Below are 19,945 nucleotides of genomic sequence, written 5' to 3'. Positions count from 1 at the left end.
TCGCAAACGGAGTGTTTAAAAGCGGAAGGAGAAAACAAATGCTTTACTGGGCACTGCTCTTTTTCATCGTTGCACTTGTCGCCGGGGTGTTCGGATTTGGTGGTATCGCGTCGGCTTCGGCCGGGATTGCGCAAATCCTTTTCGTGATATTCCTTATCCTTTTTGTCATCGCGTTGGCCGCACGGGCCCTGCGGGGCCGGTCGCCCTGATCGGTACGGTCGCACAAGGCGTCAAGACGACAGAAATAAAGCCCTGCACGTATGGCAACGTGCAGGGCTTTTCAGTGTTTAGATAAGGGATCTCCGGGGGGAAATCACCTCAGCTTTGTAATGTCTCCGTACTGGTGAAGAACATCGCTTGGCTGACCGCCGATTGCACCTGTTCCTCGGTATAGGGCTTGGTGATCAGAAACGCGGGTTCGGGCCGCTCGCCGGTCAACAATCGTTCGGGGAACGCCGTGATGAACACCACTGGCAGGTCGCCCATCTCCTTGAGAATATGGTTCACCGCGTCGATCCCCGAGGATTTGTCGGCCAGTTGAATATCGGCCAGGATCATGTCCGGTGGGATGCGCCGCGCCAGATTTACCGCCTCATCGCGGGTGCGCGCCACGCCGGTGACTTCGTGATCCATGCCCTCGACAATTGCACGAATGTCCATGGCGATGATGGCTTCATCTTCGATCACCATAATGCGTCCACGGATGGATTGCGCCATTTCCTTGCGGGCGATGGCGATAAGTTCCTGGGCCTCGGCAGGCGAAACGCCGACGATGCCGGCGATATCGTCGATGGGGAATCCTTCGATGCTGTGCAAAAGCAGCGCTTCGCGGGTGTTATGGGTGAGCCCGGCAAGATGCATCTGCGCCCGTGCCTCGGGTGAACCGGTGCCGCCGGTTTCCTGCACCGGCGATCCCGATGACACCCAGATCCGGTTGAACGCCTTGAACAGAGCCACCTTTGGCGTGAGGCCGCTCTGAAAGACACCCTGATCCTCGAGCAAGGCTTCGAGCGTGGCTGCGGCATAATGATCGCCGCTTTGCTGACTGCCGGTCAAAGCGCGCGCATAGCGCCGCAGATAGGGCAGATGTTCCGCGATTTCCGCTGACAGGTCGCGCGCGCTGGATGTTTCTGTCATGTCCGTCCTCGAAAAAATTTCCTTTGTAGGGAACTAAACGCCGTTCGACGTGTTAGGTTCCAAGGTTGAGGTGCAAAAAATGCATCAGTCCGGGCTGAACCGTTGGAACAGAATAGCATGGTGCGACACAGCAGGAACTCGAAATTGAAGCAGCAGATCGACGACAATCTAAGGCGCGTCTACGATGATGCCGCGCGCGAACCGGTCCCCGAGCGGTTTACGAAATTGCTGGAGCAATTGCGCCAGCAGGAACAAAAGCCCTGTGCACCAGACAGCGATACGTCACCGGAGGATGACGACCAGTGACCGATAGCGCCGACCCCCGAGAAGAGCTGATCGAGCATCTTCCCGCCATGCGGGCCTTTGCCATGAGTCTGACGCGCAATTCCGCTGCGGCCGACGATCTGGTGCAGGACACGATCGTCAAGGCCTGGGGGAAATTCGATCACTTTCAAACGGGCACCAACCTGCGGGCCTGGTTGTTCACCATTTTGCGCAACACTTACTATTCGCTCTACCGCAAGCGTCGGCGCGAGGTCGAGGATCCCGATGGGGAAATGGCTGGTGCGATCTCGGAAAAGCCTGCGCATGACGGTCATCTCGTGATGAACGATTTTCGAGAGGCTTTTGCGCAACTGACCGATGAACAGCGCGAAGTGTTGATCCTTGTCGGCGCCGAGGGCTTTTCCTACGAGGACGCCGCCGAGATGTGCGGCTGTGCTGTCGGCACCATCAAAAGCCGCACCAACCGCGCCCGCAAGCGGCTGGCCGAACTCATGCATCTGGATGAGGATGACAGCCTTGACATGACGGATGCCGCAACGCTTGCGGTGGTGCAGGGAAATCCGGCTGCATGAGCGAGACCCCGCGCCGTGCGCTTAAACCAGGCCTAGCCGTTCAACTGGTGCTGGTGCTCAGCATCGCGATCCTGCCACTGGGCCTGATATCCGTCTACCAGACGCTCAAGGTACTGGAAGAGCGCCGTGCGCTTTCCGAAACCGCACTTCTCGAACAGACGCAACAGGCGGTGGCCGCCAGCCGCGAGGTGATTGGCTCTGCCGTCAGCTCGGCCGAGGCGCTGGCCATTACCGTCGCTGCCTTTCGCTCGGATATCCGCGCTTGTGAGGCGGTGATGGGGCGTATTGTCGAAGAGTCGCCTCTTTATATGTTTGCGGGGTTTGTGAATCGTGACCTGCAACTGGTCTGCTCGTCGCGCGGGGAACAGCGCGATCTGGGCGATCTGGACGTGATCCGCGCCGAACTGGACAGCGCCCAGACCGAAATCCAGATGCAACCGCTTGCTTTTCTGGGTGGGGCGGCCTCGGTCAATGTCATGGTGCCGGTTTTCGACAATGGCACTTTTTTGGGAAAGGTTCTGATCGCCGTACCGATCAGCGCGCTCAATACATCGTTGTCGGGCCGTGCCCCGGACGTGGATCTGGTGCTGTTCCAGTCGCGAGGCGAAATCATCGCCACCCAGGATTTCACGGATGATCGCCGTTCGGTTCTGCCTCGTAATGTCGGCCTTGAAACACTGGCCCTGCGCGCACGTCACACATTTCGCGACAGCAACCGCGAAGGGCTGGAGCGCGATTTTGCCGTGGTGCCCATCGTCGATGGCCGGGTCTTCGCCCTCGGAAGCTGGGCCCCGCGCAGCCGCAGCCTTGTCCTGCCCGGCTATGAAGAGGCCTTTGCGCTGTATTTTCCGATCATCATGTGGGTGATCGCCATTGGTGTGGCCTATGTCGGGGTTCACCGCCTGGTGATCCGTCATGTGCGCCGCCTGCGGTCGTGGATGCGGCTGTATTCGGCAGGGCGGGCCGATCTGGATCAGGCCCGGCTCGATAACGCGCCCGAGGAACTGGAAGTCGTGGCCGAGGCGTTCCGCGCCATGACTCGCAATCTCACCGAACAGGACCGCCGCCGCGAAGAGGACCTGCAGGAAAAAACCGTACTCCTGCGCGAGGTTCATCACCGCGTAAAGAACAACCTGCAACTGATTGCCAGCATCATGAACATGCAGATCCGCGCTACCGGAAGCAACGAGGCCAAGCGCCTGCTGCGCCGTGTGCAGGACAGGGTGATGGCGCTTTCGACGATCCACCGCTATCTTTATCTGGCGCGTAAATTGTCGATGCTGCGCGCCGACAAATTGTTGAGCGAGATCATCCAGCAATTGGTGATTGTCGGGACGCTGGACGAAAGCGGCCATCAGATCAAGGTGGCGACCGAGTTCGACGCGATCGAGATCGACCCCGATCAGTCTGTGCCGCTGTCGCTTCTGGCGGCCGAGGCGGGCATGAACGCGGTGAAATACAGCGGTGTCATCAAGGGTGGCGAGGCCTGGATCAACATTGCGCTGAAAAAGATCGAAGGCGACGCGGTGTGCCTGAGTGTGGTGAATTCGCGCGCGCCTGTCGAAAGCGGCACCACTGGCGATGTGCAGGATGGTTTGCTTGACGGTTCCGGGCTTGGTTCGCGATTGATCGAATCCTTCGTCATGCAATTGAACGGCACGCTCGAGGTGAACGATTTGCCCGACCGCTATGAACTTCATGTCACCTTTCCCCGTGTCTGGCATGATCGGGACGACGAGGAAGAAACGATTTCTGACGAGGTTACGACCTGACCGCATTTTCGGGGTGGGAAGGGGGAACCTTGGCAGGGGCGCTGCGTTAACAGAACATAACCAACATTGGAGAGGTTCAGATGATACGCAAACGCATTTCCCTTCTGTCGCTGATCGCCTTGGCCGCAGTAACCGCGTGTGAAACCGTCAAGGGTGCAGGGCAGGACATCGAGAACGCAGGTGAGGCCGTCAGCGAAGCGGCGGAAGACGCCGAGGAATAACAACACGCCATGCTGGCCCCGCTTGCCGGGGCCGGCTGACATCAGGCCAAGGCGACGATCCCGCCCACTGCAGCCGCCGCGACAAGCATACCGGCGAGAGCCAGCAGACCGTCACCCGCAAACATGCCGGCAGCCAGGATCACGATCACCGCTCCCAGTATGGATGACGTGAAAGGCACAAGTTCCAGCAGCGGAATGATCAGCCCGAGCGTGAAACACAATCCTTGCGGCAGGATTGAAAAGGGGGGTGTGACCAGCCCGGTCAGACGTTGCCGCGTGATACAGTCAAGCCAGCGGGCAGGCAGGCGAAACCAGTGTATGATCCTTTGCACCCGTGTGCTGCTCAGGCTTGTGCGCCGCATCCAGCCCGGCAGCCATAGTGTCGGGCGGCGCAGCATCATCTGTGCCGACACTGCGGCAATCAGTATCCCGCACACCGACGTGAATCCGGGGACGCCGCTCAGGGGTGACACCAACGCCAGCGCCGGAAGCATCAGGAGCGGTGTGTACCCCGCATGCCCGATTGCATCCACCACATCGCCAAGGCGCGTCCGGTCCGCACTCAGGGTGGTTTCGATCTTGTCGACGACCGCTCTTGTCCCGCTTTGCGGAGGGGTCTTCGTCTTTGTTTCGATCTCCATGTCAGACCAACCCCGTTATCGTCCTCCGGTTCCCGAACGCGTGTTGGACAAACGGCCATATCACCATCTGCTGATGCAGGAATACCCGCTAAGCGGCTGGGCCGAGTACATTCTATTATATTGATAAAAAACAAATAATCTGCCTTCTCACCTGTTTTGTCTGTGCCTTTCGGGAACCAAAGGCGGCAGCGGGCGTTGGTGCCTCACAGGCGGAAGGGCCGGGCACTATGCCCAATCGGCGCTTCCGTGAAGTACAAAAAAGGAGACCGTCATGAAACGTCTTTTGAGCACCACATTTTGCGCAGGTTTGGCCCTTACCGCCGTCGCTGCCCCGCTCGCCGCCGAAGAAAAAACCCTGTCCGATGTCGAGGTCAAAACGGACCTGAGCGCCTTTGAGAACAGCAATGCGCTCGAGTTCTGGCCGACCCTGTCGGAAGATATCGGCGAGGCGATTGCCTCGGAACTTACGATTGACGACCAGTCCGGGGAGCCGCGCATCGTGGTCGCGATCAACAAGGTCGCGATCAATGGTGAAACCACCCTGCCGGATACGGGTGAGTTCAACCAGCTCGAGGGCACCATCACCACGTTCCCCGCCAAAGGCGCGGCCAATACCGAAACGGGCGATTCCTCGTCGGCCACGGGCAGTTATGCGCTCAAGGTCAGCGCAACCTCGGGTGAAGTCGATGTTCCCGAGAACTGGATCGTCATTCCGCCCTCGCAGGGTGATTTCTATGAAGCCCTGACCAATGCTTACGCAATGGAAGTCGTGGAGCGGATCGAAGACTGACAAGAACGGTATTTCGGCTCATCATGGCCCGCCGCGCCCCTCCCGCGCGGCGGGTTTTCTTTTTGGGGCGAATGATCCTGTATTGAGTGATACTGAATTTGAAAACAGGGACGTTCAGCGGCACGATCCCGTTTGAACACGCTATTCTCCATACTTCTTGAGTCCGGTGTCCGAGCTTTGTTTTTGCTGGTCGTGCAGGGGACAGAAGCCCAAGGATTTTAGATGCGACAATCAAAGGACTTGTTCAGATGACACCGGCGGCGAAGATCCTCGGGTTCCGATCTTGGCACAGCAATTGCGGTTTCGTCCTGAGATGAACCGTTACTTCTCGTCAGAGAGGTCGACATTGGAGGAGATTTAGAAGATGCAACAAGAAACAGTTGGTCAAACTGTCGATCAACGGCAAAGCCCGAGGGCGGTGCCTGACGAGCCATTGGTCGTATTCGAGGGCGTTTCCAAGTCCTTTGGCAAGTTGCAGGCCGTCCGTGACATTTCACTGTCGGTCCATGAGGGCGAATTCCTGACGCTCGTCGGTCCCTCGGGATGCGGGAAGTCTACGTTGCTGAACATGACCGCGGGCCTGTTTCCCCCGACGGAAGGGTCGGTAACCTATCGCGGTACGCCGGTAGAGCCGTACAATCACAGGGTCGGCTACATGACCCAAAGCGATCACCTGCTGCACTGGCGGACGGTGGCCAAGAACATCGCCGTTCCACTGGAAATCGCCAAGATGTCGCGTGGTGAAATCAAGGACAGGGTCGATGAGCTTCTGGAGCTTGTCGGGTTGGCGGGCTTTGGAGAAAACTATCCCAACCAGTTGTCGGGCGGTATGCGCAAGCGCTGTGCCCTGGCGCGGTTGCTGGCCTACGATCCCGAGACTTTGCTGTTCGACGAACCGTTCGCGGCGCTGGATGCGCAGTTGCGTCTGCGAATGCAGATGGAAATCCGCCGGATTGTCGCTCAACTGAACAAGACTGTCCTGTTCGTGACACACGATCTGGATGAGGCTGTCGCGCTGGCGGACCGTTGTGTCGTCTTTTCGGGCCGTCCCGGCACGATTAGCGAGGTTCTGGATATCCCGCTGCCGGCGGAACGCGACCTGTTCAGCATCAGACACAACCAGAAATACGCCGAACTGACTGCCCGTCTTTGGGATGAAATGGCGCCGGCGAACGAAGAAGGGGAGAACTGAGTTATGAAGATGATACTTGCAAGGCTGGGTATTCTGGCCGTTTTCCTGCTGTTTTGGGAGTTTGCCTCGGGACGGTTGATTCAAAAATACCTCGTCAGTTCTCCGTCGGACATCGCGGTCACGTTCTGGAACTGGCTGCTCGATGGCCGGATTCTGTTCCATGCGGGAATTACCGCGTTTGAAGCGGTCGCGGGCTTTCTGCTGGGCGCGTTCGTGGGCATGTCGATCGGCCTGGTGCTGGGGAGGGCGGAAAAGCTGGCCGAACTGCTGAACCCCTTCATCATGGCGTTCTACAGTATTCCCAAGATCGCCCTGGCGCCGTTGTTCATCATCTGGTTCGGGATCGGGATCGAGATGAAGATCCTGTTGACTGCGACCATCGTGTTTTTCCTTGTGTTCCTGAACACTTACACAGGGGTGCGTAGCGTAAGCCCCGAGTTGGTCAACATCATGCGCCTCATGGGCGCGAACGAGCGAGACGTGATGCGCAAGGTGGTGTTGCCCTCCGCCATCGTCTGGGTCTTTACCGGTTTGCGCCTGTCGGTGCCTTACGCGATGATCGGCGCAATCGTCGGCGAGATGATCGCGGCCAATCGCGGCCTTGGTTACCTGTTGTCCCACGCATCGAGCCAGTTCAACACGGCGGGTGTCTTTGCGGCGCTGGTCGCGATCATCACCATGTCGGTCCTGTTGAACATGGCGGTCAGTTTTCTGGCGCGGGTGGCGATGCCGTGGGAAAAAGCCCAGGAGGGGCGCGAGATCTCGATCTAGGCCGGTTATCCCGGTTGCGCTTGTGGGGCATGTCGCGTGATGTCGCGACATGCCCCATAGTGTTGGCGCTGAGATGTAAATTGGCACGCAAATTGCGTAGCTTTCCAGACGAGAACGGGATCCGCCCTCCGCATGATGCCGCATCCAGGAGGGGCGCCAAGGGCGCGCGATCCCATGTTGTGGCACCAGATATCAACAGGACCGGACGGTTTCGGACCTGATCCGGCGGAGGAGACGCAAATGAGTTTCAAGGAAATCACCTACGAAGAAGACGGTCCGATCGGGATCATCACGCTGAACCGCCCTGATGACGGCAACATGTTCACCGAGACCATGTGCCACGAGATCCGCGATTGCATCGAGGGTATCCGGCGTGAAACCCGGACGCGCGTTGTTGTTCTGACAGGTGCGGGTGATCGGTTTTTCTGCATCGGTGGCCGCAAGGACGGGATGGAAGACTCCAAGCTTTATGCCGGGGTTTTGCCGACGCTGGAAATGTATGAAGCCATCGACAAGCTCCAGAAGCCGGTGATCGCCAGCGTGAACGGTTTCGCCGTGGGCGGCGGTAACGTCTTGCAGATGGTTTGCGATGTCACGATTGCCAAGGAAAGCGCGGTGTTCCGTCAGGTCGGCCCGATGATGGGGTCGTTCGATGCCGGGTATGGCACATGGTATCTCGAGGATCTCGTGGGCAAGAAGCGGGCCAAGGACATCTGGTTTACCAATCCCAAGATCAAGGCGGACGAAGCACAGCGCATCGGGCTGATCAATCGTGTCGTGCCTGATGACCAGCTGAAAGAAAAGACAAAGGAATACGCTCTGGAGATCGCCGAGCGCGGCGCGTTCGCGCTGGCCTCGGTCAAGGGGGCATTCAATGCCCGTCACGGTGGCGTGGGCGGGCTGTCGCGCGTTACCCACGATCTTTTGCTCAGCCAGTACCTTGGTACTGAGGAGCAGAAGGAACTGAACGCGAGCTTCGGCGAACGCCGCAAGCCGGACCCGTCGAAGATCGGTGGCTGAGGGGAATGCGATGAGACCGATTCTGACGTTGCACGATCCCGCTTCGGCCCAAGCCTATTATCAGGCGGGTCACTGGCAGACGGATACGTTTTATAGTCTGGTGGCAGATCACGCCGCACAGCGCCCCGATGCGCCAGCGCTGCGGGATGGCAGGCAGATGCTTGACTGGCGCAGCCTCAAGGCGCGGGTCGACGCGCTGGCCGACAACATGGCCGATCGCGGACTTGTGGCCGGTGACCGCATGTCAATCTGGTTGTCGGACAAGGCCGAAGCGATCATCGCCTTTCTGGCCTGTTCGCGTGAAGGCATTGCCTGCAACCCGTCGCTGCACCGCACCTATACCTGCGCCGAGATCGTGGATCTGCTGACCGAATTGCAAAGCAAGGCGTTGTTGACCGAACCGGGCTGGGGCGCGGATCGCGACAGTCAGGATTTCGACGCGATGCTGGCGGAGTTGCCGTTTCTGAAAAAGGTCTACAAGGCCGACGATCTGCCCAAGCACATCACACGGGTTGACTACGCCTCGCATTCGAACCCCGACAGCGTGGCCTATCTGGCCTTTACCTCGGGCACCACGGGCAAGCCCAAATGCGTCATGCATTCCTGCAACACGCTGCTGGCGAATGCCCGCGATCTTGTCAATGACTGGGCGCTGGACGAACAGGCCGTGATCCTGACGCTCAGCCCGCTGTCGCATCATATCGCCTGGGTGGCGGCGGCGCAGTGGCTGGTCTGCGGCGGGCAGTTCGTTACCGGTGATGCGCCCGCAGGCATGGATCGTTTCGAGTGGATCGTCGAGAGTGGGGCAACCTATGTGCTGGGCGTTCCGACACATGCCATGGATATCCTTGCCGCGCAGAAAAAGACGGGGGCAGGGCGCATCGGGCAGGTTCAGACTTTCTATATGGCCGGGGCACCGATACCCGAGGTCGTAGCGCGTGGTTTCCTGGATCAAGGGATTGCCCCGCAGAATGTCTATGGAATGACCGAATGTTCGTCGCACCAGTACACCCATCCGGGCGATTCCATCGAAGTGTTGATGCAGACATGCGGCCGGGGCGGTCCGGCGTACGATACCCGGATATGGGACCCCGAAAACCCTGACCGGGAATTGCCGCGCGGGCAGTCCGGTGAAATCGGCGGGCGTGGCGCCGCAATGATGCTGGGCTATTACGCCAATCAGATGGCGACCGAGAGAACGTTCAATCAGCACGGTTATCTCTTGTCCGGCGATCTGGGGTCGTTCGACCGGCACGGCAATCTGCGGGTCGAGGGCCGGATCAAGGATCTGATCATTCGCGGTGGTCATAATATCTATCCCTCGCAGATCGAAGCCTGTGTGCTGACGCATCCGCGCGTCGAAAAGGCGGCGGCCTTCGGCATTGCCGATGACCGGCTGGGCGAGAAAGTGTGCCTTGCGGTGATTGGTGATCTGACCGCCGAAGAAACCCTGGCGCATCTGGCGCGAGAGGGGTTGTCCAAATTCGACATGCCCGAATGGTTCATTGCGGTCGAGGATTTGCCCCTGACCGCCAGTGGCAAGGTGCTCAAGCGGGAGCTGACCCAGATGGTGCAGCGCGAGGAGCTGTGCCCCGAGGCCATTCGCTACAAGGAGAAGACGTGATGACCGTAGAACTGGAACGGACCGGCGATTGCGCCGTGTTGCGCCTGAACCGTCCCGAGGCGCTGAATGCGCTGAGTTTCGACATTATCCGCGACATCGGGGCCGCCTTTGACGAGGTGGCGGCCATGCAGGGCGTGCGCGCCCTGCTGATCACCGGCGCGGGCGAGAAATCGTTCTGTGCCGGGGCCGATATCAAGGAATTGCGCAACCGCCCGCTGATGGACCAGTTGCGCGGTGCCGAACTGGGTCAGTCGGTCTTTGCCAAACTGGATACGCTGCCGGTGCCGTCCGTGGCGCTTGTGAACGGCTATGCCTTTGGCGGCGGTGCCGAACTGGCGATGGCCTGTACCTTCCGGCTGGCCTCGGCCAATGCGATTTTTGGTTTGCCGGAAATCAAACTGGGGCTGATCCCCGGCTATGGCGGTACGCAACGCCTGCCGCGTCTCGTCGGTGAGGGCAGGGCGCTTGAGATCATCATGACCGGGCGCAACGTCAAGGCCGACGAAGCCGAGCGCATCGGTCTGGTCAACGCGGTGGTCGAGGGCGATCTGATGGAGGCCGGGCTGGACTTTGCCGGACGTTTCACGCGGTACAGCCTTCCGGCCTTGGGCTTCGCCCGCAGCGCCGTGCAGAGGGCCACCGACCTGCCGCTGGCAGAGGGGTTGCGTGTCGAGGCCGATCTTTCGACGCTCGCCTATCGCACCGAGGATGCCGAAGAGGGCATGGCCGCCTTCGAAGGGAAACGCAAACCGGAGTTCAAGGATGGCTAAAGCGCAAATCGTCGTAACCGGCGCGTCCAAGGGGATCGGCGCGTCCATCGCCGCCGAGTTGGAAAATCGTGGCTACTCTGTCGTGTGTTTGTCGCGCTCGGGCAGCGGCCCGGTGGGCCATCAGATCGCTTGTGACATGACCGATGAAGGCGCGGTCAAAGCGGCCTTCGCCGAGATCGCCGCGCGCGGGCCAGTCACCGGGCTGGTGAACAATGCGGGTGTGCATATCGGTGGCCCGATTTCCGGGCTGACGGTTGAGAGTTTCGACAAGACCATCGCGCTCAATACCACTGCCGTCATGGTGGCGGCCCGCGAGATTTATCCGCATCTGTGCACAAATGGGGGCGGGACCATCGTCAATATCGGCTCGTTCTTCGACAAGCTGGGCGTGCCCGACAATCTTGCCTATTGCGCCTCCAAGGCGGCGGTTGCCGCGATGACGCGCTGCATGGCGGTGGAATGGGCGGGCGATGGCATTCGCGTCATGAACGTGGCACCGGGCTATATCGAAACCGACCTCAATCGTGATTTCCTCGCCCGCGAGAAGGTCAAGGCATGGATGGCGCAGCGCATTCCGACCGGTGCGCCGGGTCAGCCCGAAGACGTTGCCCGGCTGGTAGCCGCCATATTCAGCGAACAGATCGGCTTTCTGACCGGCGAAACCATCTACATCGACGGTGGACAAGGGATGAATCACTGATGAATATGTATGAACGCGTCCTCCAGTCGCGCAAATGGGACGACGACGAACAAGCGATCCTCGATCAGGTGCAGCGGATGACCGACGAAGTCATTGCGCCGAATGCCGAACATATCGACGCCACTGGCGAATTCCCCTGGAAGAATGTCGAGGCGATCAATTCGCTCGGTCTGAACGCGGTTTTCGTTCCCGAAGAATATGGCGGGATGCCGATGCGCTTCCGGCTTTATCTCGAGATCGTGTCGATCATCTCCGAGGCCTGCGCCTCGACCGGGATCATCTATGCCACGAATTACCACGGCATGAAGCCGCTGATCGAATACGGCAACGACGAACAGCGTGCGCGGCTGCTTCCATGTATTGCCGAGGGCGGGCTGGGTGCGCTTGCAATCACCGAACCCACCGCCGGATCGGATGCCACCGGCATGAAAACATCCTTCACGCCGGACGGGGACGATATCGTTCTGAAGGGCAACAAGATTTTCATTTCCAACGGCGACGTGGCCGACCGTTATCTGGTGTTCGGCAAGTGGTCGGAGATCGAAGACCCGAAGAAAGCGATTTCAGCCCTGATCCTCGAAAAGGGTGCAGAAGGGTTCAGCGTCATCTCGAAAGAAAAGAAGATGGGGCATAACGGTTCGTCCACCTGCGCGCTGGCCTTTGACAATGTGCGCGTGCCGCGGGCCAATCTGCTTTGCGAACCAGGCGATGGGCTGAAAATCCTGCTCGGGTCGCTCAACCGGTCGCGCCCGTCGGTCGCCGCCCATGCGCTCGGGATTGCGCGCGCGGCCTTCAAGGACATGGTGGCCTATGGCAACGAACGCGTGCAGGGCGGCAAGAAGGTTCTTGAATTCCAGGGCAACCAGTTCACGCTGGCCGACCTCGCGGGCGAGTTGTTGATGGTCGAGAAATGGCTCGATTACGTGGCCGATTTGGTCGATAGCGGCGAGTCCGATTTCGGCATGGAGGCCTCTCTCGCCAAGCTGCGCGCCTCTGATCTGGCGATGAAGATGACCACCGAATGCGTGCAGTTCCACGGTGGCTATGGCTATTGCCGTGACTACCGTGCGGAACGGCTGATGCGCGATGCCAAGATCACCCAGATCTGGGAAGGGACCAACCAGGTTCACCGCCAACTTATCGGACGGAGTTTTATTCAAAAATGACGCATATCAGAAAAGTCGCCATCTGCGGGGCAGGGGGCACAATGGGTGCCGGCATAGCAATCGTCGCGGCGCGTGGCGGATACGAGACCTTGTGTTTCGACATGTCGGACGAGGCGCTGAAGCGCCAGCGCGGGAGCGCTGAAAAGTTCTTTGGCAAATCGGTCGAGAAAGGCCGGATGAGTCAGGACGATGCCGATGCCACGCTGGCCCGGATGACCGACACCACCGATCTGAACGATCTGGCCGAGTGCGACCTGATCATCGAAGCGATTTTCGAGGATCTCGACGTCAAGAAGGAGTTGTTCGGCAAGTTGAACGGCATCTGCAAGGACGAGACGATTTTTGCCTCCAACACCTCGACGCTGTCGATCACCGAGATTGCCGGCGGCTCGGGCCGGGACGATCGTGTCGTGGGTATGCATTTCTGCCTGCCTGCGCAGGTGATGAAGCTGATCGAGATGTCGCGTGGCATCAACACCTCGGACGAGACGTTCCAGACCGCCTGGGCCTGGACAGAGGCTTGCAAACAGATCCCTGTGGAAACTCAGGACAAACCGGGCTTTATCCTCAACGCGCTTCTGGTGCCGTTCAACAACGATGTGATCCGCGCGATCGAGGCCGGGCTTTGCACGCCCGAGGATATCGACCTCGCGATCAAGTCGGGACTGGGCTATAAAATGGGCCCCTGCACGCTGCTTGACCTGATCGGGCTCGATACGCAGGTGCGTTTGGGCGAGGCGTTCTATCCGATCACGCTGGACAAGCGCGCCTCCGTTCCGCCGCTGTGCCGCCGTATGGTTGCGGCGGGCAAGCTCGGCAACAAATCGGGGCAGGGGTTGTTGACCGGCCTGACCTTGGAAAAGGCCAGCGAGGCGCCCGGTTTCACCGTGGTGAGCACGAACGAGAGCCGCTCATTCCCTGAAGGTATGGACGGAGGGATCGCGAATGGCGATGTCACGATCCATCTGGGTGGCGGATATGTCGAAGACACCTCGAAAACGGCTGTTCTGGTTGAACTCGACACCGAATGCCTTGGCGTTCATACGGGCGAGGACATGGGCCGTGAAGGCTCGAACGCGATGGGTTTCGCCCGCTATCGGAACGGCAACGATGCGCCCTCGAACCTGATAGAACTGGTGCGACAGCCCAATACCACGCCCGAGGCGCTGGCCGCAGCGCGAGCGGTATTCGAAGTGGCGGGCTTTGACGTGGTCGTCTGCGCCGATCAGCCGGGCCGGATCGTGGATCGGCTGGTTCGTCCCAAATACAATGACGCGCTGCGCTTCCTTGACGAAGGGCTTGCCACCGCCGAGGACATGGACAAGACCTGCTGCATGGGGCTGGGGTATCCCGACGGCCCGATCGAGCGCGTGACCCGTGGCGGGCTCGCGCGGCATTACGATGTGTCAGCGGCCATTCAGGCGGCGACTGGGAACATCGCTTATCACCCGGCGCGGCGGGCTTATGTGGCCAAACAACGCGAGGGCGCGGCGTAACGCCAAACTTGCCTTCCAGCTCGCATATTTGGCGTGCTGGCGCACACGCGGCGGTTCCGTCGTCTGGCGCATTCGCCGATGCGATGATCGAATTGCGGGCGATGCGCGCAGAAGGCAAGATGGTGCTCAGAGTCGCGTCACAAGCGGCTGTGCAGGGCGGATCGGCCCAACAATGGTTCGTCCGGGCGCAGCATGGTGGCGTCCCTCCTGGATAAGAGGAGCCGCGCATGGAACTGCGCCATATCAGGTATTTCGTGGCCGCCGCAGAGCAGTTGCATTTCGGTCGGGCGGCCGACGTGCTGTCGGTGACGCGGCCCGCCGTATCGCAGACCATCGCCGATCTCGAAACCGAGCTTGGCGTCAAGCTGTTTGAACGCGTAGCGCAGAAAGTCGCGCTGACCACGGCGGGCGAGACCTTTCTGAAACATGGGCGGACCATTATGGAGGATGTCTCAAAGGCGGTGCAGATGACGAAGCGGGTGGGCGAGGGCAAGCTGGGCCTGCTGACCATCGGATACGGGTCGCTCGGTCTGCGCCATCCGCTTTTCCGTGAGGCGATCAAGCAGATGGGGGTGCGTTATCCCGATACGGACCTGACGTTGACGGAAACTCCCAGCACCACGCAGATGGAAGAGGTGCGATCCGGCAAGATCGACGCCGGTTTCGTTTATGTGGCGCAGGATTCACCGGACAGCACCATGCCGATCCCGCATTCGGATGCGATCGGGGAACTCAATTCCATGGTGCTCGAAGAAGGCGGGATCGGTATCGCCCTGCCACGAGACCACCCTTTGGCGAGAAACGACGGGCTTGATCTCGCGGATTTCGAGCGCGAGGGGTTCATTGTCGTCGGGCCTTCGATGGCCAATGCCTATTTTCCGTTTCGCCCGCGGATCGTGCAGCAGGTTTCCAACATAAACACGCAGATCAACCTGATTTCGGTAGGGATGGGCGTGGGGCTGGTGGTGGTCTCGCCCAGCCTCATCTATCCCGACGATATCCATGTCATGCCGCTGAGAAACATCAATTATCACAGCCAGTTCAGGCTGATCTGGCAACGCGGATCGCAAGATCCGCTTTTGCAGAACTTCGTGGCCACCGTCAGGGAATTGTCGGCGGATCGCTGACATCACGAGGCAGGAACAGAAGCAGGCTTCATCTTGAGACATGCGCGAAAAACAAGCCGGACGATCCCGTTTATGGCCGAACCCGTTCCTGAATACGGGCTGGCTCAGGTCTGCGCCGAAGGCGTGCAGCGTATCGTCGCCGATAATCCGGGCATCATGACCTATCACGGAACGAACACCTATCTGGTCGAAGCCGAAGGTGGAACGATTGTCATTGATCCGGGCCCGGACCTGCCAGCGCATGTCGATGCCATCATGGCAGCAACCGGTGGGCGCATCAGTGCGATTCTGGTCAGTCATGGGCATGGCGATCATGTCGGGGCGGCCAATGCGTTGCGGGCGGCCTCGGATGCGCCGATCCATGCCTCGCCCCTGCCGCCTGTGGGGTCTGTCGTCAATGCCGATATCTTGCTAGAGAATGGAGGCCGCATCGGCGATCTTGTAGCTGTGGCCTCGCCCGGCCATACACGGGACCATTTCTGTTTCCTGCGACCGTCCGACGGGATTTTCTTCAGCGGGGATCACATCATGACATGGTCCAGCAGCATCGTGTCACCCACCCAAGGCAATATGGCGGATTACATGCAAAGCCTTCGGGAAACGATAGCGCGGGACGATCAGGTTCTGCTTCCGGCGCATGGGCCGGTCATGCAGGGCCCGAGGACCTATTGCGCGGCATTGCTCGATCTGCGCATCCGGCGCGAAAACGCCATTCTGGAGGCATTGGCAAGCGGCCCCAAGGATCTCGTCGGGCTGGTTCAGCGGATTTATCCGCACCAGACCCACGAAAAATCCATCTGGGCCGCCGGACAGAACCTTATGGCGCATATGGAAAAGCTGCTGTCCGACGGTCGTGTCGTTACTGATGAAGACGATGCGTGGCGGTTGGTGGCGTGACCGGCTGCTTTGCGTTCAGGCATTGACGCAGAGCGCGTCGACCAGTTCTCCGACGTGCTGAAGGTCCTCGAGCCGCCAGATCGTGTCGGCCACCTGTGCGGCATTGTCGCCCAGGCTTGCAGGCCAGAGCGTGTTCAGCTTGCGCATCAGGGCGTCGTCGCTCATCGGGTTCTCGGAATGTCCGGTGGGCTGGATGGTTTCGGCATGGATCATCGCCCCGTCCATTGTCTCGACCGTGATCTTCGATCTGGCTTCCTTGGGATATTGCGCCGAGAATGCCTCGGACGGTTTTACCTCGATCTTCTTGAGAAAGGCGAGCAGGCCACTGTCCGAAAGGCGTTCGGCACGATAATCGTCGGCCCGAAGATTGCCGGTGCTCAGGACAGTGCCGACCACGAAGGGAATGCTGTGATCTGCGGTTTCGCGGTTGGGGGGCGCCCATCGGCTTGGATCGTTTCCCATCATGCGAAAGGCCGTGTCATAGGTTTCGACCGTGACCGCCCGGATGTCTTCGGGGGCTGCCTTGCCGGCCAGTGACATGGCCGCGTCGACAGCGGACTGACCATGATAGCAGACCGGATAGGCCTTCAGATGTGTATTGAGCAACCGCTGCGGCGCATCGCCTGCTTGTGCGAAGTCGAAAGCGCCGACGATGTCCTTGAACCCGGTCGGTCCGTCGAAAACCCCGCTCGGCCCGGTCAGGCCGGTGGCGGCCAGTTCCGCGGCAAAGGCACCGTTGCGCGCCCCGTTCGGACCTGCCAGTGCCTTCCAATCCGACAGCGCGCCCTGTCGCACATTGTAAAGACTGACATTCGCAGTCAACGCCAGCGCCAGGGCATGGCCCGTTGGTTCGGCATCGAGGTTCAGAATGCGGCTTGCCCCTGCCGCCGCGCCCAGGGCGGCACCGGTGGACTGATCGACGGCGGATTTCTGAAAGGCCACCGCATCACAGAGCCCGCCAAAGACCTCATATGCGGCCACAATGGCGGCAATCAGTGTTTTACCGCTCGCTCCCGTCGCCTCGGCCAGGGCGACAAGGGCGGGGATCATATCGCTGGGATGACCTGCTGCCTTGCTGAGGATCGTATCGCTGAGGTCGAGATAGCGCACCATCGTGCCATTCGCCAAACCTGCCAGATCGGTGGTGCTGGGTGCGCCGGTGAACCAAACACGCGCCGGGGCCGTCGCACGCTGCCGGTCTGCGAATTCACGCATCTTCGCGGAAAGCGGATAGTCGAAGGCACCGGCGGCACAAGCGACGCTGTCGAGCAGGCGGCGCTTGGTCTCGTGTATGACGGTTTCCGACAGGGTGTCGAAACGGATGGCTGCGACACGTTCAGCAAGGTCGCGTGTGGTCTGATCCATAAGACGATCCTTTGCGGATTTCAGGTAAGCAGGCGCATGATTTCGGTTGCGTCTTCGGCGTTTTCGAGATCGCGGATCAGGGTGACGGCGCGGTCAACGCGATCTGCCGGAACCGGGTTGATCGAGAAGGATACCGCCTCGCGGAACTTCTGCTCGATATAGGTCCAGTCCATCGGTGCCTCGGATTCGCCGGGCACGTTATCCCCGATCTGCTCGAAGGTTTGGCCGTCATTCGTGGTGACGGTGATCCGCCCGAAGGGCAGGCGGGCCGCCCAGTTGCCAGAGGGGTCTGACTCGGCGGTGATCTTTTCCGCAACGGCCAGCACCTCGGGGTTGGTCAGGGCTTCTTCGGTGAAATCGGCCAGCCCGACCGTGCCGCGAACCGCCGCCACCGCGACGCAGTAGGGAATGCTGAACTTGGCGTCGACGGGCACCTTGGGTGCGCGCCGGTCTTCGATAGGGGTGCACAGCCGTTCCTGAAAATCGCCAACATGCACGACGATCTTTTCGATATCATTCGGCGTCAGGTTCCGCTCGGCCATCAGCCGGGCCGTCGCATGGATATAGGAATGGGTCAGCCCGCAAGAGGGCCATGCCTTGAACTGGACGGCGTGGCCGGTGAAATCCTGCCCCAGCCCGGCAAGCATACCGTCGCGGTCATAAACCCCGTCCAGATAGGTCTGGAAAAATCCCGCGGGCCCTTCCAGCATGCTGCCTGGCCCGACGATATCCCGTTCGGCCATCAACGCGGCAAGAGTGGCCTGCTTGGATACGAACCCCGCATACATGCCACGCAGCTCGCTTCCGGTGCCATAGGCCAGTTCCATCGTCCCTGACGCCTGATTGCCGGCGATGCCAAGGGCGCTGACCGTCTGCGCATGGTTCAGCCCCATCACCCGCGCCGCAGCGGCTGCTGCGGAAAAGACCCCTACGATGGTTGTCAGGTGCCAGTCCTGTTTCCATGTCACGTTCCGGCGGATGCGCAGGAACATGTCGTGGCCGATGGCGGTGGCGGCGATCATCTCTTTGCCGGACAGGGTGCCGCGACGCTCTGCCAGCGCAAAGGTCGCCGGTACGATCGAACTGCTGGGATGGTGCCCCTCGGGTGCGTGATCGTCGAAATCCAGACAATGCGCCATGGCGCCATTCACGAAGGCCGCGTTGAGCGCCGGAACCTTGCCGCCGAACCCGAGGATCGAGGCCTCTTCCCGACCGCCCATTTCGAGGGTCAGATCGGTAATGGCCCTGACCTTGGGTGTCAGCGAACTGGCCGCGATCATGACGCCGAGCGTATCCATGATGCTTTGTTTGGCGCGGTCGCGGGACGCTTCGTCGATATCGTCGAAACGCGTGCCGACAGTGACCCGCGCGAAATCCTCGGCGATGTCCTGATGGGCTTCGGGGGCCGGTGTCTTCGGTTGCAAGGTGGTGCTCATGGGGGTTCCTCAGGCTTGTCGGCGTTTATACAGCATTTTGACTTCCATTTGCTGTACGGTTTCGCCCTTCTGGTTCTTGAACTCCCGCTTCATTTCGACCACGCCCTTGTCGGGTTTGCTGGTTTCGTTCTTGGCCGTCACCGTCAGTTCCGCATGGATTGTGTCGCCGTGGAAAACGGGTTTAAGCATCCGCCAGCCGTTGATTTCCAGCAGCGCAATCAATGTGCCGTCATTAATCCCCGCAGCGTATTGCAACCCGCCGACGATGGAATAGACCAGCGGACCGTGGGCGATGGGCTCGCCGAACTGGGTTTCCTTGCAGTATTCCCAGTTGGTGTGAACCTCATTGAAATCGCCGGTCAGGCAGGCGAAATTCACGATGTCGGTCGAGGTGACGGTGCGCTTGGGCGTATGGATCACCTCACCAACTTCGAAATCTTCCCAGTATTTGCCTCGGACAGGTGCGTTCATAACGGTTTCCTCGTGTTTGTTTTGTGTCTCGGGGCGGTCGCGGCGCGGGTCGTGTGGATCATGGCCGTGACCGATGGCGCATCAGACCAGTTCGAACTGCGGCAGGATCTCGCCGTCCTCGTCGGGTTGGAAGGTGACCTTCACCTTGTCGCCGACCGCAACATCGAGGGCGTTGTCGCCCACAAGGTTCGTCAGCATCCGCGGGCCTTCTTCGACGGCAATGGCGGCCACGACGTAGGGCACCTTGTCGCGAAAATCCGGCAGGGGCGCCCGGCGAACGATGGTGAAACTTTCGACCTCGCCGCGACCGGCGCTTTGCGTCCAGTCGAGCTCGGCCTTCCAGCAGCTTTCGCAATGGTGGCGCGGCGGAAACTGGACATGGCCACAGTCACGGCATTTCTGGAACACCAGCCGCCCTTCCTTTGCTGCTTGCCAGTATTCAAGAGAGTCGCCGTTGGCGTAGCGGAATTGATCGCTCATTTGTGGTTCTCC

Annotated in this window: 22 protein-coding genes; 16 read left to right on the top strand and 6 right to left on the bottom strand. The window is 60.1% G+C overall.

Annotated features, from left to right (window positions below):
* The first annotated feature begins 38 nt into the window (after positions 1-38).
* Positions 39-209: a DUF1328 domain-containing protein gene (locus tag KPG71_RS16045; RefSeq protein ID WP_216339166.1), complete on the top strand. Its 171-nt coding sequence runs from the start codon at positions 39-41 to the stop codon at positions 207-209.
* Between the two features lie 109 nt (positions 210-318).
* On the opposite strand, the gene KPG71_RS16040 is transcribed toward KPG71_RS16045, so the two are convergent.
* A complete protein-coding gene (locus KPG71_RS16040; RefSeq protein WP_216339164.1) occupies positions 319-1,137 on the bottom strand; it encodes a response regulator in 819 nt (272 codons plus the stop codon).
* A gap of 144 nt (positions 1,138-1,281) precedes the next feature.
* On the opposite strand from KPG71_RS16040, the gene KPG71_RS16035 reads away from it, so the two are divergent.
* From KPG71_RS16035 to KPG71_RS16020, 4 genes are all read left to right on the top strand, one after another.
* Positions 1,282-1,443, top strand: coding sequence for a NepR family anti-sigma factor (locus KPG71_RS16035; protein WP_253196314.1), 162 nt, complete (start codon positions 1,282-1,284; stop codon positions 1,441-1,443).
* Positions 1,440-1,994, top strand: coding sequence for an RNA polymerase sigma factor (locus KPG71_RS16030; protein ID WP_288939411.1), 555 nt, complete (start codon positions 1,440-1,442; stop codon positions 1,992-1,994). The genes KPG71_RS16035 and KPG71_RS16030 overlap by 4 nt, the downstream gene beginning before the upstream one ends.
* Positions 1,991-3,766: a sensor histidine kinase gene (locus KPG71_RS16025; protein WP_216339159.1), complete on the top strand. Its 1,776-nt coding sequence runs from the start codon at positions 1,991-1,993 to the stop codon at positions 3,764-3,766. Before KPG71_RS16030 ends, KPG71_RS16025 begins: the two co-directional genes overlap by 4 nt.
* Before the next feature lie 80 nt (positions 3,767-3,846).
* A complete protein-coding gene (locus KPG71_RS16020) occupies positions 3,847-3,987 on the top strand; it encodes an entericidin A/B family lipoprotein (RefSeq protein WP_216339156.1) in 141 nt (46 codons plus the stop codon).
* 41 nt (positions 3,988-4,028) lie between these two features.
* Here KPG71_RS16020 and KPG71_RS16015 read toward each other — a convergent pair whose 3' ends face one another.
* Positions 4,029-4,628, bottom strand: a complete 600-nt coding sequence (locus KPG71_RS16015) for an exopolysaccharide biosynthesis protein (protein WP_216339154.1) — start codon at positions 4,626-4,628, stop codon at positions 4,029-4,031.
* A 271-nt stretch (positions 4,629-4,899) separates the two neighbouring features.
* On the opposite strand from KPG71_RS16015, the gene KPG71_RS16010 reads away from it, so the two are divergent.
* The 11 genes from KPG71_RS16010 (at position 4,900) to KPG71_RS15960 (ending at position 16,181) form a co-directional block, all read left to right on the top strand.
* Complete coding sequence (locus KPG71_RS16010; protein ID WP_216339152.1) at positions 4,900-5,418, top strand: hypothetical protein; 519 nt, start codon at positions 4,900-4,902, stop codon at positions 5,416-5,418.
* A gap of 364 nt (positions 5,419-5,782) precedes the next feature.
* A complete protein-coding gene (locus KPG71_RS16005) occupies positions 5,783-6,610 on the top strand; it encodes an ABC transporter ATP-binding protein (RefSeq protein WP_216339151.1) in 828 nt (275 codons plus the stop codon).
* Positions 6,611-6,613: 3 nt separating this feature from the next.
* Entirely contained in the window at positions 6,614-7,381 is a 768-nt protein-coding gene (locus tag KPG71_RS16000) for an ABC transporter permease (protein ID WP_216339149.1), read from the top strand.
* Between the two features lie 240 nt (positions 7,382-7,621).
* A complete protein-coding gene (locus tag KPG71_RS15995; protein WP_216339147.1) occupies positions 7,622-8,401 on the top strand; it encodes an enoyl-CoA hydratase-related protein in 780 nt (259 codons plus the stop codon).
* A gap of 10 nt (positions 8,402-8,411) precedes the next feature.
* A complete protein-coding gene (locus KPG71_RS15990; protein ID WP_216339144.1) occupies positions 8,412-10,025 on the top strand; it encodes a class I adenylate-forming enzyme family protein in 1,614 nt (537 codons plus the stop codon).
* Entirely contained in the window at positions 10,025-10,795 is a 771-nt protein-coding gene (locus KPG71_RS15985; RefSeq protein WP_216339142.1) for an enoyl-CoA hydratase/isomerase family protein, read from the top strand. The genes KPG71_RS15990 and KPG71_RS15985 overlap by 1 nt, the downstream gene beginning before the upstream one ends.
* On the top strand, positions 10,788-11,495 hold the full coding sequence (locus KPG71_RS15980) for an SDR family NAD(P)-dependent oxidoreductase (RefSeq protein ID WP_216339140.1): 708 nt from the start codon (positions 10,788-10,790) through the stop codon (positions 11,493-11,495). Before KPG71_RS15985 ends, KPG71_RS15980 begins: the two co-directional genes overlap by 8 nt.
* Positions 11,495-12,661, top strand: coding sequence for an acyl-CoA dehydrogenase family protein (locus KPG71_RS15975; RefSeq protein ID WP_216339138.1), 1,167 nt, complete (start codon positions 11,495-11,497; stop codon positions 12,659-12,661). Before KPG71_RS15980 ends, KPG71_RS15975 begins: the two co-directional genes overlap by 1 nt.
* Positions 12,658-14,157: a 3-hydroxyacyl-CoA dehydrogenase NAD-binding domain-containing protein gene (locus tag KPG71_RS15970; protein ID WP_301182912.1), complete on the top strand. Its 1,500-nt coding sequence runs from the start codon at positions 12,658-12,660 to the stop codon at positions 14,155-14,157. The genes KPG71_RS15975 and KPG71_RS15970 overlap by 4 nt, the downstream gene beginning before the upstream one ends.
* Positions 14,158-14,384: 227 nt before the next feature.
* Positions 14,385-15,284, top strand: a complete 900-nt coding sequence (locus tag KPG71_RS15965) for a LysR substrate-binding domain-containing protein (RefSeq protein WP_216339134.1) — start codon at positions 14,385-14,387, stop codon at positions 15,282-15,284.
* Between the two features lie 72 nt (positions 15,285-15,356).
* Entirely contained in the window at positions 15,357-16,181 is an 825-nt protein-coding gene (locus KPG71_RS15960; protein WP_216339132.1) for an MBL fold metallo-hydrolase, read from the top strand.
* Between the two features lie 15 nt (positions 16,182-16,196).
* On the opposite strand, the gene KPG71_RS15955 is transcribed toward KPG71_RS15960, so the two are convergent.
* The 4 genes from KPG71_RS15955 to KPG71_RS15940 form a co-directional block, all read right to left on the bottom strand.
* Complete coding sequence (locus tag KPG71_RS15955) at positions 16,197-17,546, bottom strand: MmgE/PrpD family protein (RefSeq protein WP_216339130.1); 1,350 nt, start codon at positions 17,544-17,546, stop codon at positions 16,197-16,199.
* 20 nt (positions 17,547-17,566) lie between these two features.
* Complete coding sequence (locus KPG71_RS15950; RefSeq protein WP_216339129.1) at positions 17,567-18,982, bottom strand: MmgE/PrpD family protein; 1,416 nt, start codon at positions 18,980-18,982, stop codon at positions 17,567-17,569.
* 9 nt (positions 18,983-18,991) lie between these two features.
* Entirely contained in the window at positions 18,992-19,453 is a 462-nt protein-coding gene (locus tag KPG71_RS15945) for a MaoC/PaaZ C-terminal domain-containing protein (RefSeq protein WP_073035842.1), read from the bottom strand.
* 81 nt (positions 19,454-19,534) lie between these two features.
* Positions 19,535-19,933: a Zn-ribbon domain-containing OB-fold protein gene (locus KPG71_RS15940; RefSeq protein ID WP_216339127.1), complete on the bottom strand. Its 399-nt coding sequence runs from the start codon at positions 19,931-19,933 to the stop codon at positions 19,535-19,537.
* Positions 19,934-19,945: the final 12 nt, after the last annotated feature.

The organism is Roseovarius sp. PS-C2, assembly GCF_018862045.1.
In the GTDB taxonomy this organism is placed as follows: domain Bacteria; phylum Pseudomonadota; class Alphaproteobacteria; order Rhodobacterales; family Rhodobacteraceae; genus Roseovarius.
The sequence above is the reverse complement of the archived record's forward strand: the minus strand, read 5'-3'. Positions and strand labels throughout refer to the sequence as shown.

Excerpts from the sequence above, each read along its gene's own strand:
- KPG71_RS15990 (WP_216339144.1), top strand. The coding sequence starts at position 8,412 with ATGAGACCGATTCTGACGTTGCACGATCCCGCTTCGGCCCAAGCCTAT.
- KPG71_RS15970 (WP_301182912.1), top strand. The coding sequence starts at position 12,658 with ATGACGCATATCAGAAAAGTCGCCATCTGCGGGGCAGGGGGCACAATG.
- KPG71_RS16020 (WP_216339156.1), top strand. The coding sequence starts at position 3,847 with ATGATACGCAAACGCATTTCCCTTCTGTCGCTGATCGCCTTGGCCGCA.
- KPG71_RS15945 (WP_073035842.1), bottom strand. The coding sequence starts at position 19,453 with ATGAACGCACCTGTCCGAGGCAAATACTGGGAAGATTTCGAAGTTGGT.
- KPG71_RS16000 (WP_216339149.1), top strand. The coding sequence starts at position 6,614 with ATGAAGATGATACTTGCAAGGCTGGGTATTCTGGCCGTTTTCCTGCTG.
- KPG71_RS15965 (WP_216339134.1), top strand. The coding sequence starts at position 14,385 with ATGGAACTGCGCCATATCAGGTATTTCGTGGCCGCCGCAGAGCAGTTG.
- KPG71_RS16045 (WP_216339166.1), top strand. The coding sequence starts at position 39 with ATGCTTTACTGGGCACTGCTCTTTTTCATCGTTGCACTTGTCGCCGGG.
- KPG71_RS15980 (WP_216339140.1), top strand. The coding sequence starts at position 10,788 with ATGGCTAAAGCGCAAATCGTCGTAACCGGCGCGTCCAAGGGGATCGGC.
- KPG71_RS15950 (WP_216339129.1), bottom strand. The coding sequence starts at position 18,982 with ATGAGCACCACCTTGCAACCGAAGACACCGGCCCCCGAAGCCCATCAG.
- KPG71_RS15940 (WP_216339127.1), bottom strand. The coding sequence starts at position 19,933 with ATGAGCGATCAATTCCGCTACGCCAACGGCGACTCTCTTGAATACTGG.
- KPG71_RS16010 (WP_216339152.1), top strand. The coding sequence starts at position 4,900 with ATGAAACGTCTTTTGAGCACCACATTTTGCGCAGGTTTGGCCCTTACC.
- KPG71_RS15995 (WP_216339147.1), top strand. The coding sequence starts at position 7,622 with ATGAGTTTCAAGGAAATCACCTACGAAGAAGACGGTCCGATCGGGATC.
- KPG71_RS15985 (WP_216339142.1), top strand. The coding sequence starts at position 10,025 with ATGACCGTAGAACTGGAACGGACCGGCGATTGCGCCGTGTTGCGCCTG.
- KPG71_RS15975 (WP_216339138.1), top strand. The coding sequence starts at position 11,495 with ATGAATATGTATGAACGCGTCCTCCAGTCGCGCAAATGGGACGACGAC.
- KPG71_RS16005 (WP_216339151.1), top strand. The coding sequence starts at position 5,783 with ATGCAACAAGAAACAGTTGGTCAAACTGTCGATCAACGGCAAAGCCCG.
- KPG71_RS16015 (WP_216339154.1), bottom strand. The coding sequence starts at position 4,628 with ATGGAGATCGAAACAAAGACGAAGACCCCTCCGCAAAGCGGGACAAGA.
- KPG71_RS16025 (WP_216339159.1), top strand. The coding sequence starts at position 1,991 with ATGAGCGAGACCCCGCGCCGTGCGCTTAAACCAGGCCTAGCCGTTCAA.
- KPG71_RS16040 (WP_216339164.1), bottom strand. The coding sequence starts at position 1,137 with ATGACAGAAACATCCAGCGCGCGCGACCTGTCAGCGGAAATCGCGGAA.
- KPG71_RS15955 (WP_216339130.1), bottom strand. The coding sequence starts at position 17,546 with ATGGATCAGACCACACGCGACCTTGCTGAACGTGTCGCAGCCATCCGT.
- KPG71_RS15960 (WP_216339132.1), top strand. The coding sequence starts at position 15,357 with ATGGCCGAACCCGTTCCTGAATACGGGCTGGCTCAGGTCTGCGCCGAA.